Below are 11,043 nucleotides of genomic sequence, written 5' to 3'. Positions count from 1 at the left end.
GCCTCGGTCAGCGTCTGCGCCGCCGCGTCGATCGTCGCCTGCGCGTCGTCCTTCGTCAGCGCCTTTGCTGCATCGAGTGCCGCCTGGAAAGCTTCCTGGCCGTCCGGCAGATACTTGCCCTCTGCGATCTCCGCCGCAACCGCTTCCGCCTTCCCGATCAAGCCGTTCAGGCTGCTGAGGTCGGAGGCACGCACCAGGCCCTCCGCTGCGTTCAGCAGGCCGTCGTATGCCTTCGTGACATCCGCTTCCAGCGGCTCGCCGTCTGCGATCACTTCCGCTGCCTGCGCCATTGCTTCTGCAAATGCCGCCCAGCTGCCGCTCGTGAAGTCGTCCTCCACCAGGCCGCTCAGCAGGTTATACAGTTCTTCCAGCGCGCTCGCGTCGCCCGCCTGGAAGTCCAGATAGTGGATGGCGTTCAGCAGGCCGCTCCAAGCCGCATCGATCTGCGCCTGGGTTGCTGCGTCGTCGGCCAATACCGCTGCCGCCGCGTTGTAAGCCTCCATGAAGGCTTCCTTTGCCGCGGTGACCAGCGAATCGACGGTGCCGTCGTCCACGTAGGTCTTCGCATAGTTGTAGGTTTCTTCCAGGATGCGCTTGTCCGTCACTTCGAAGACGAAGTCCAGAGCAATGGAACCGTTTTCGACCGTCGCCGTGTAGGTGTAGGAATCGCCGCTGATGAGCTGCGGTTCGCCGCCGTTGATGCTCACGGAGCGGAAGTTCTTGCCTTCCACGCGCGGCGCAAAGGTCAATTCGGCTTCCGTGCCGTCTGCGACGTCTTTCATCTCGAACTTGCCGAGCAGATCCGCGATCTTTTGCGGCTCGCCATTCACCGTCAGGGTGACGTCTTTATTGTTGTAGGTCGCCGTCAGGTTCTGCTCTTCCGGCTCGGTGTCTATCTTATGAAATACCTCAATCTCGTTGATGCAGGTGTTGCCCCAGGCGTGCAGGCCCTCTTTCAGCACCATCCGCAGGCCGACCACGCCCGTGACCGGCTCGTCCAGCGAGACCACATAATTCTCGTGCGTCTTGTCTTCGTACTTCCATTCCACCGTCACATCTTCCGCGATGGTCTCCCAGGTTGTGCCGTCCCGGGTGATCTGGTAATCCCATCTGGTCGGGCCCTGTTTCGCCCCGTAGAAGGTCCAAACGGAAACGTGCTGGAAGCTCTGCGGCTCGTCCCAGGAAAGGGTGATGAAGTTGTCCGGCGTGCCGTCGGGCGCGACGGTGAGGTGGGTCGTGGTCGAACCATCCAGGCCGTGGTGTCCGTCGATCAGGCTCATCGGGTTGGTCGCCGGGCCCTGGATGCGGGTCGCGGTGACGTTCGACGCCTTGCGCGCCACGTTCTCATAATCGCCCATGGTGGAAACCGTCACCGTATAATTGGTTTCGGTCGCCTGGTACTGCGATTTGACAACGATCGGGATGGTCTTTTCCTGCATAGCGCTGTCCATGGTCACGGTGTAGCTCTCGCCCGGAAGGACGCGGGTGCCGTTGACATAGACGACCGCGTGTTCGCTGTTCGCCGTCGGGGTGATGTCCACCGTGCCCGCCTGTGCGCCGATGTCCACGGTGTATTCCAGCACATCCGCCTGGAAGGACGGGCTCAGCTCGCCGTTGCTCACGGTCAGGCTGCTCAGGCTGGAATCCTTATCGCCATTCTCAAAGTCTGCTGCGTTCTCTTCCGTGGAAACCCACTGCGGCAGGCCCGCGGAAACCGTTGTGGACAGGTCGCCGTTGTAGAATTTCACGGTGACGTTGGTGTCCTGGTTGACCTGCACGCTGACGTTGGAGACGACGTCTTCCGCCGGCGTGATCACCAGGCCGCCGTCCGTCTCTTCCACGGTGCAGTTGTACGCTTCATAGGCGCCGTCGTCCTTCTGGAAGACATATGCCTTGGTCAGGGCGACTTCGCCCAATGCCTTGAACACCTCGTGCACGTCGTTGTCGCACGCCGCGCCCTGTGTGACAGCGCCGCCCATGGCGGTGTAGCCCGGCACCCAGGTGTTCTTCGGTGCTCTCCACCAGTAGGAGATCATATCGACGTACTCTTCGCCGATGACCGTGTTGACATGCTTGCCGACGATCACATCGTCGTGGGAAGCTTCTTCATCCTTGACCCACAGGCCGGTGTTGCGGTACGGGTCTGCGATGAACGCCCAGCGGAGGGTGCCGTCGAAGCCCATCAGCTGTGCGCAGGAGCCCATGGCGTTCATGCCGCGCTCCAGGTACTGCTGGTCGCCGGTCAGTTCATACAGGTTGAACAGCGCATAGATGTTCCATGCGGACCAGCCGTGCGGCGAGTTCATCATGTTCGGGGAATCGCCGGTGAGCTGCATCTCTACGTCATACTGGGCTTCCCAGAAACGCAGGGTGCCGCCGTTCATGCGGGAATCCGGGATGATGGACTGCTGGTGTGAGGTGTGGTAATTCATGATCTTGAGCGCTGCGTTCGTATACTTTTCGCGCTCCGCAGACCCCTCCGGGAACATCAGGGCAAATTCGCTGAGCTGGGTCGCCGAGCAGGAGTTTGCGCCGTCCTCAAAGGTCTGCTGGCCCTCGGTCTCGAAGTGGCCGTCCAAGTTGACCAGGTTGTCCATGGCGCGGGTCACGGAAGCGAAATGGCGCTCGTAGCGCTCCGCCCAGGTTGCGCGGTCTTCTTCGGAGAGGCTCTCATCGTTCATGAGGTCCTTTTCCACATAGATCAATTCCATGATGGACTTTGCGGGATAGATGACGGAGGTGTAATCCGTGCTGCCGTTGTAATAGCCGCCGCTCTCGCCCTGCGTGGTGAGCAGGAAGTCCGCCAGATGGACGGCGCTCTCCAGGTCGCTCATATTGCCGGAGCTCTGGTATTTATCGACAAAGACGCCCAGCATACCGGAATGGTTCTGGATACGGCTCTGCCAGGAGGTCGGCAGGTCGGTCGTCACGTCGTACATCAGGGGATAGATTTCTTCGAACTTCTCGTCGATCGCCATGTCCAGCTCCTCGTCCGGGAAGTATCTCTTGGCGATGTACGCCGAGTACAGGCCATACCAGGACTCTGTATGGGAGGTCGCCTTCTGCGGCGCTTCAACCGCTGCTTTGCGGGCCATCTTCGTGTACCAGGACCACGGCATCCGGATGGTAAACATGCCTTCCGATTTATAGCCGGCTTCGTTCTCGGCCCAGAGCTTATAGACGCCCTCTGCCTTGCCCTCCGCCTCGAAGGTGCAGGAATAGGTGTTGTCGCCGTTGTCCGTCACGGCCAGGGGCGTCTCGTTCCCGTCCTCATCGACGATCGTGACCACGCCGTCCTTCAGCGGGGACTGGGAGTAGATGGTCACCTGGGAAACCTCATTTTCCGCCATGGTGTAGCGGTCTGCGTCGATGGTCGGGAGCATGGTGTTGTTGGAGATGGTGGGTTTGACCTCGTCGATCGCATTCAAATTCTCGACCGGCTTCAGATAGACGTTCCAGGTCTTGGTCTCGTTGGCTGCGAGGTGGTCCATCCCCTCCGGATGGCGCTCCGGCAGCTCGCCGGACTGCAAGACGTCCAGGGACGCCGTATAGATGCGGTGCGCACCCCATTCATAGTCCAGGGTATAGGAGGCCACGGGCGCGTCGGTCGCAATGGTCATCAGGCGGCCGGACGGGGTGGAAAGGTACCCCCAGAGATGCGTCTTCTCGCAGCGCAGGAGCGTGGGGAAGAGCTGGTCGTTGTACTGCGGATAGCTCTCCAGATAGGTGTTGAAGCCCAGGTTCAGGGAGAGCTTGTCCACCGGCTGTTCGGTATCCTTATTGTTGGTCACCGAAGCGGTCACCACAAGCTGCTTCTGTTCGTCCACGGAATACCGCAGCGTGAAGGTCAGGTCCTCGTTGGAGCTGCGGGAACGGCCGGTATACGTGATGCTGCCGTCCTCCGCTGGGTCGCCGGAGGTCATCGCAATCTGGCGGCCGTTGTACTTCCAGATAAACCCGCCGCGGTCGTCCGTGCGCATCGGGATGGTGTACATCTCGCCGTCGATCAGGGTCTTCATGGACTGGATCTGGCCGCCGGTGTGGTCGATTTCCCACTCGTCCGTTGTGATCTTTTCGTCCAGGCTGACGGGGGCGGTATCGGAAAGCGTGACCGCCTGGATGCTCATGTTGCCCCAGTTTACGTCATAGCCATGGGAGATCAGCACGCGCACCTCGACCTCGTCGTCCTCGCTGGGCGTATAATACTGGAGGCGGGCGACGTTGCACACAGCGGGGGTGCCCGCGGTCGTGACGCTGCTGCCATAGGTGGCGCTGTATTCAACTTCGCCGTTGACCAATAGCTCCAGCGTGATGTCGGACGCCCATTCGCCCGTGTAGACGTTCAGGTACTTCAGATCCGGGCCGCCGGGCACGTTAAAGGTGACGCCGCTGCCCTCTTTGACAAAGACAAAGCCGTTGTGGGCGCCTTCCTCCGTCTCCGGGTCCACGCCGTCCGTATAGACGTACGCGGTCTTGGCGTCGCGGATCACCGGGCTGCTCTGCTGCTCGCCAACCGGGGTCACGTTGGTGATCTGGGATTCCTCCACATTTTTCCGGTTGTAATCCGCAAAGCTGGCATTGTTGAAATAAGCCCAGTCGATGTTGCCCTCGCTGGTTAGGTCTGCGGAAACCGGCGCGGTGGAAACCTTGCCCGCCGCAACGGAACCGGTATCCTCCACCAATGCATCGTTCAGGGTGATGGCGGAGACGGACATATTGCCCCACTGGCTGTCGTATGCCCTGGAAACCACCATCCGGACGCGCACCTCATCGCCCTCATCCGCACAGCTGTAGGACAGCTGGAGCATCTTGTAGTCTGCGGGGGTGCCCGCGGTGGTGTCGGCGCTGCCATAGGTCTCTGCATAGACGCGTTCATCATTGACATAGACTTCCGCCGTGATGTCCGCGGCCCATGCGCCTGTATAGATGTTTACATAACGCTCTTCCTTGCTGGCCGGAAGCGTGAACTCCAAGCCGTTGCCCTCGCCGGTGAACACCAGGCCCTTGTGGTTGTCGTCCTCAACGGACTGTATGGGCGAAATGCCGTCCAAAAACACAAAGTTTGTCTGGGTGTTTGTGGCGACATAGTCCTGCTCGCCGATCAACTCCGGGCCGCCGATCATGGGGTCCTCGGTATCCTTGCGGTTGAACGCGCCAAAATCGGTCTGATCAAGCTGGACCCAATCGAGCCCGCCCTGCTTGGAGAGGTTTGCCGTCTCGGGCGCATCAAGCACCTGGCCCGTCACGAGCTGCTCCTCCTCCGGGAACGCCTCGTCGGTCAGGGCGATTGCCTGGATGCTCATGTTGCCGCTGCCGCTGCTGTCGTAGACGTCGGTAATTTCAGCGGTCACCGTGACCTCATCCTCTTCAGATTCGGTCTGATACGTAATCCAAGATACATAGCAGTCCGCTCCGGACGTTGTGTTCCGCTTTCCAAAGGAACGGGTGTACTGCTCCTCCCCGTTGATGGAGACGCGCAGCGTGATTTCGGACGCCCAAGAGCCGGTATAGACGCGCAGATAGCGCGGTTCCGTGCTGGCCGGGACGTGAAACGACACGCGGCCGCCCGTCCCGTTGATGACCTGGCCTTTGGTGTTGCCCTCCGGCGCGTCCGTATAGCGGAAATCGGTTGCGGTATCCCCGGCGATCTGCGCCAGCGTGCCGGACAGCTCGACATTGGTGATGCCGTTGTCCCCGTCCTTCTGCGGGCAGTTTTCCAGGGTTTTGTCGCTGAAATGGATCCATCCCAGCGGGCCTTCCTGCTCAAGGTCTGCCTCGGCCGGTGCTGCATGCAGCGAGCCGGTGACCTGGGTGTCCCCCAGTTCCCACACGGCGCCGCTGTCCAGGGACCCGCGCGCGGAGTAATCCGCCGCCATCCCAACAGCGCCCGATCCAGATGTTGCCATCAGAGCGGCCAGCAAAAGCGCGGTCGCCCTCCGTTTCACCTGAAACATTTTTCTCCTCCTAAAATGACAATCTTCCTTGTTCCCCATTGGAACCTTTCTCTTCCACCGTGCCTTCTCCTTGCATCCCCCTTTCAAAACCCTTGCCGGAAAGAAGGCGATTCCGGCCTTTGCAATGGTCGTTCATCCCATTGTAAAGCAATACCAATTTAATACTTATTCCAATGAACTTAGTAAACATATTAAAACATAGTTCCCCTCCCTTGTCAATATTTCAACTGAAAATTCATGAATTGTTCGCATAACTTTTATTGTTTTCGCCGCTTTAAAAGGGAACCCTATCTATTTCTGACATTTTTATGTATTCATGAATACAAATTATTAAAGTGAAAAAACGATTCAAATGTTAGAGATACCCCGCCCACTGTCCCATCCATAAAATCCGAAATAGCGCTTGACAATGCCGCACTGAAGTGATATATTTATCACATAAGATACAAATATATCACACGGAGAGGAGAATCCCCTATGAAACTTCCGGAATTGTCCATCACCCGCGCCAAACAGCTGGACGTCATGGGCGGCGCGCTGATCCTGTGCTTCCTGCTGCTGGGAAAATGGCCCTTTGAAAAACCTACCTGGCTCCGCGTGGCAGCCCTCTGTGTGGCCGTCGTGGTCATCATTGGCACCCTGCTGGTGGCATTCCTTCCCCGGGAAAAGATGGATGAGCGCGCGGTCAAAAACGAGCGGCAAGCCAACTCGATCATCTGCAACCTGCTGTATGTCCTGGCGGGCGTTGTGTTGGCGTGCACAGTGTTTGCCGGGGACTTCGCGATTGCATCGTACGACCTGGCCCTGGGCTTTGTGCTGCTTTGGCTGGGGCGCAGCTCGCTGTTCCTCGCGCTGGAACGCTTTGGAGGTTGACCATGCTCAAGACAAAGATCCGGGAGCTCCGCATGGAGCGCCACATGGAACAGAGCGAGCTGGCGCGCCTGGTGGACGTCCGGCGGGAGACCATCGGGCGCTTGGAGCGGGGGCAGTACAACCCCTCCCTGAAGCTGGCCATGGACATCGCAAAGGTTTTCCACACCACGGTGGAAGACATCTTCGTTTTCACCGAGGAACCCGAAAAAAAGGGCCGGGCTTGAAGCGTTATGCGGCCCACATACAGCAAGTAACCCCCTGCCAGGGGCATGTTCCCTCTGGCAGGGGGTTGCATCTCTTTTTTATAAAGCCAAGCCGCTTTTACCGCTGCGGGTTCCCGGCCTCTGTTTTTGCGTTGCATTTTGCGGCTTCTTCCCGCAGCACGTTTTCCACAAATGCGGCCGGAAGGGTGGAAAACGCATGCGGCGGCTCTGGGGGAGCAAAGGGGGGCGACAGCCGCTTTTCCATCACGATCATATCCCGCCACTGCCCAAACTTGTAGCCTGTGCGGGGATAGAGGGCGGCCCGCTCAAACCCCAGCTTCGCATGCAGCCGCTCGCTGTTATCGTTTGGCACGGTAATCAGCGCGTAAAGGGTGGAATACCCCTGCTCTTGCAGGAACGCGATCAGGCAGGTATACAGCGCCCGCCCAATCCCCCGTTGCTGCGCACACGCGGCCACGTAGACGCTCAGCTCCGCGTCCCACTGGAACGCCGCGCGCTCGTGGAAATGGGACGCATATGCATACGCCTGCGGCTTCCCGTCCACCTCGCAGACCAGATAGGGGAATTGCTCCTGCGTTTTCCGGATGCGCCGGGCAAACTCCGCGGCGTCCGGCGGATCGTATTCAAAGGTGATCGCGGTGTCCCGCACATAGGGCGCATAGATCCCCGCGAGGACGGCCGCATCCTCCGGCCGGGCCTGCCGGATGCAGCACACGCCTTTGCCTGGGTTAGACATTGAACCGGAACAGGACGATGTCCCCATCCTTCATCACGTAGTCCTTTCCTTCGGAGCGGACCAGGCCCTTCTCCTTTGCCGCGGCCATGCTGCCGCACGCCATCAGGTCGTCAAACGAAATAACCTCCGCGCGGATAAAGCCGCGCTCAAAGTCGCTGTGGATCTTGCCGGCCGCCTGGGGCGCCTTCGTGCCCTTCTTGATGGTCCAGGCGCGCACCTCCGGCTGCCCGGCGGTCAAGTAGGAAATCAATCCCAAGAGGGAATAGCAGGCGTTGATGAGGCGGTCCAGGCCGGACTCCTGCAGGCCCATGTCCGCAAGGAACATCTCCTTCTCCTCCGGGTCCATCCCCGCGATCTCCGCCTCGATCTCCGCGCAGATCGGCAGCACGCCGGCGTGTTCGCTGTCTGCAATCTCCTTCACCTGGTGGAAATAGGCGTTGTTCTCAATGCCGCCCTTGAAGTCGTTTTCGCTCACATTGGCGGCATAGATGACCGGCTTGTTGGTCAGCAGCGACACCGTGGAGAGCAGCTCCGCCTCCTCCGGGGTGCATTCCACGCTGCGCGCGGACTTGCCCTCGTCCAGCGCTTCGCGGACCCGCTTGAAAAAGTCGAGTTCCTCCTGGTATTTCTTATCCGCCTTGAGCATCTTCTGCGTCTTTTCGATGCGGCGGTCGAGCACCTCCATATCGGAGAGGATCAATTCCAGGTTGATGGTTTCAATATCGCGCTTCGGGTCGATGCTTCCCTCGACATGGACGATGTCGTCGTTGACAAAGCAGCGCACGACATGCACAATGGCGTCCACCTCGCGGATATTGGCGAGGAACTTATTTCCCAGGCCCTCGCCCTTGCTGGCGCCGCGCACCAGCCCGGCGATGTCCACAAATTCAATGGTTGCGGGCGTGTATTTTTCCGGATGGTACATCTCCGCGAGCTTGTCCAGCCGCTGGTCGGGGACAGCCACCACGCCGATATTCGGCTCAATGGTGCAGAATGGATAGTTTGCGGACTGTGCGCCCGCATTGGTAATCGCGTTAAACAGGGTGCTTTTGCCGACGTTCGGCAAGCCCACAATACCTAATTTCATATATCTCCACATCTCCTTTATTTTCAAGGGTTTGCGGCCTTTAGGAGATGGCTCATACACCATTTCTACACCATTTAGGCCGCGCTATCTGATTTCTTGGTGTTGTCACCCGCTGAAGTTTGCTCCAGTTGGGTGTTTGCTGGATCGCCCTGCTCAAACTGCCGCACTCCCGCCACCAAGGATTCTTCGGTTACATGAACATACCGGTCCATGGTAGTTTTAATGCTGGCATGCCCCAAAAGTTTTTGAAGTGTCTTGGGAGGCATCCCGCGTTCGATGGCGCGGGTGGCATAGGTGTGCCGCAGGGCGTGCATACAGAACCGCTCGATCCCGTTCTCATCACAAATCTTATAGAGGTGGGTATCATAACTGCTGTTCTTGCTCGGCTCGCCGGTTCGGAAGTTGATGAATACCAGATCTCCCAGAAAGAACTTCATCTCCTTACCGGTTCGGCGGTCAATGTAGGTTAAGGTTTCAGACAATAGCGGCGCCTGTTTGCGGAAGTTGCGGGTGGCATGAACGGCCTTCAAAATATCATAAGCCCGTTCCGTCAACGGGATGGTTCGGTAACTGGACACGGTTTTAGGTGGACCCGCCCGCCAATGCCCCTGCTTGTGCCGATACTCCAAGGTTTTGTTGACGGTAAGCGTCCGCTTCTTCCAGTCAATCGCATCCCAAGTCAAGCCAATCATTTCGCCTGTCCTCAGTCCGGTTTCTAAAATAAGCGCGTACTGATAAAAATTATGGGTGCTTCGTGCCGCGTTCAGAAACCTTTCCTGTTCCTCGATGGTGAGAAAATGAATGTCATCCGCCGCCCGGACAGGCTTGGTGTATCGTACACCATCCATCGGGTGTGCGTCAATCATGTGATTCATTTTGGCCGCCTTAAACATGGTTCCCATGGCAATATAGGCTTGACGGATCGTGGAGCCGGCATATTTTTTCTCCATACGGTTCAGCACAATTTTGCAGTGCATAGGCTTCACATCAACGAGCCGCATATCCCCCATAACTGGTTTGATGTTATGCACATAGCGATCTCTATAATTCCGTTTGGTGTTGGGGGATAACCCTTGGAGAAGTTCTGCCTGCCAAAACTCAAACCACTCGTCCACCGTCATATCAGGAGATGTGATCGGCTTTCCGTGTTTATCCTGATAGCGAGCATCTTCCAGCCAATTCCGCGCATCGGGAAGTGTGGCAAAATATCCATCCCGGCGTTTCCCGCTTCTATCTACAAATCTCGCGTAGTATTGACCATCCTTTCTTTGGCAAATGCCTTTTCCGCATTCTTTTCCTTTCAAATTTTTTCCCATTCGGTGAACTCCTTTCCTGCCACGAGAAAAAGAGCCAATGCAACAACTTGATTGTATCACAAAGGCTATTATTTCTCAAGGAAAACTCCGCGAGCCGCTGCCATCAAATAATCAACTTTTTGCTGATAAATTCTTCAAATTCTTTTCGTTTTACCAACTTTTTGGTGCCAACATAGAGAACAAATGGACAATTCGGTTCCCGAAGCATTTTTTCGATTTTGTTTATACCGATATTGCTATACTCAGCCGCTTCTTTTATCGTTAAGGTCATCTTCAGATGAATTGGTATTTTTTCATATTCCATATAAGCTCTCCTTTCCAAGAGATAGAAGCCGTTCCTTAAAATATGAGATGTTCCCCCACCAGCCCATTTCCTGCGCCATTCTTTCAGCCGCGTATTTGCAGGCTGCCGCTATGCGGCATTTCGGCTGCGGGCAGGCTCGGCCTGTTGGCGTCATGGCCTGCTGTCCGCAGCTCCTGTATAACCTCTGATGGGGGGCTATGAAATTGTCAAGGTACCAAAAAAGCAAAAGGATCGCCTGGGCGGGTCCTTTTGCCTTATAAAAAGAGAATTGCTTCGCCATATTCCCCAAATCAACCTTGACTTTTTTAAAACATACTATATACAGGAGATTTTGACTTGACCAATACCGTATATTGTGTTAGAGTGTATGTGTAATTGATTTTTGTGCGCGCCTGTATTGGGCTTTCAATCCGATAGGAGAGAAACGCGGAGCAATCTGCATTGCACACGCAGTTCAAGTTTGTATGCGTCAGTAGGATAGTCATGCTCATAAGCGGCTATTTTGCTGGCTTTTTTGTTTTTGCGGGGTTTTGCCCCCTAATTTCAGCG

At 57.0% G+C, this 11,043-nt stretch carries 7 protein-coding genes; 2 read left to right on the top strand and 5 right to left on the bottom strand.

What is annotated here, in order from left to right:
• On the bottom strand, positions 1-5,954 hold a 5,954-nt coding region (locus B5F54_RS15070; RefSeq protein ID WP_087235050.1), incomplete at its 3' end, for a cadherin-like beta sandwich domain-containing protein.
• A 477-nt stretch (positions 5,955-6,431) separates the two neighbouring features.
• Between B5F54_RS15070 and B5F54_RS15060 the strand changes: the two genes are divergently transcribed.
• Together B5F54_RS15060 and B5F54_RS15055 are read left to right on the top strand one after the other, a co-directional pair.
• Positions 6,432-6,827: a hypothetical protein gene (locus B5F54_RS15060; RefSeq protein ID WP_087235048.1), complete on the top strand. Its 396-nt coding sequence runs from the start codon at positions 6,432-6,434 to the stop codon at positions 6,825-6,827.
• Complete coding sequence (locus tag B5F54_RS15055) at positions 6,824-7,051, top strand: helix-turn-helix transcriptional regulator (protein ID WP_442856132.1); 228 nt, start codon at positions 6,824-6,826, stop codon at positions 7,049-7,051. The genes B5F54_RS15060 and B5F54_RS15055 overlap by 4 nt, the downstream gene beginning before the upstream one ends.
• Before the next feature lie 97 nt (positions 7,052-7,148).
• Here B5F54_RS15055 and B5F54_RS15050 read toward each other — a convergent pair whose 3' ends face one another.
• The 4 genes from B5F54_RS15050 to B5F54_RS15035 form a co-directional block, all read right to left on the bottom strand.
• Positions 7,149-7,787 carry a GNAT family N-acetyltransferase gene (locus B5F54_RS15050; RefSeq protein ID WP_087235046.1) on the bottom strand — a complete coding sequence of 213 codons (639 nt, stop codon included), beginning with the start codon at positions 7,785-7,787 and terminating at the stop codon, positions 7,149-7,151.
• Positions 7,780-8,874, bottom strand: coding sequence for a redox-regulated ATPase YchF (gene ychF / locus B5F54_RS15045; protein WP_087235045.1), 1,095 nt, complete (start codon positions 8,872-8,874; stop codon positions 7,780-7,782). The genes B5F54_RS15050 and ychF overlap by 8 nt, the downstream gene beginning before the upstream one ends.
• A gap of 74 nt (positions 8,875-8,948) precedes the next feature.
• The gene (locus tag B5F54_RS15040) at positions 8,949-10,190 is read right to left on the bottom strand and encodes a tyrosine-type recombinase/integrase (RefSeq protein ID WP_087235044.1); all 1,242 of its coding nucleotides are present in this window, start codon (positions 10,188-10,190) and stop codon (positions 8,949-8,951) included.
• Between the two features lie 103 nt (positions 10,191-10,293).
• Positions 10,294-10,494 carry an excisionase gene (locus B5F54_RS15035; RefSeq protein WP_087235043.1) on the bottom strand — a complete coding sequence of 67 codons (201 nt, stop codon included), beginning with the start codon at positions 10,492-10,494 and terminating at the stop codon, positions 10,294-10,296.
• Between the last annotated feature and the right edge of the window lie 549 nt (positions 10,495-11,043).

The sequence above is a fragment of the Anaeromassilibacillus sp. An250 genome (genome assembly GCF_002159845.1).
GTDB classification, from domain to species: Bacteria; Bacillota; Clostridia; order Oscillospirales; family Acutalibacteraceae; genus Anaeromassilibacillus; species Anaeromassilibacillus stercoravium.
Note: the sequence above shows the minus strand (reverse complement) of the source record. Positions and strands in the feature narration are given on the sequence as shown.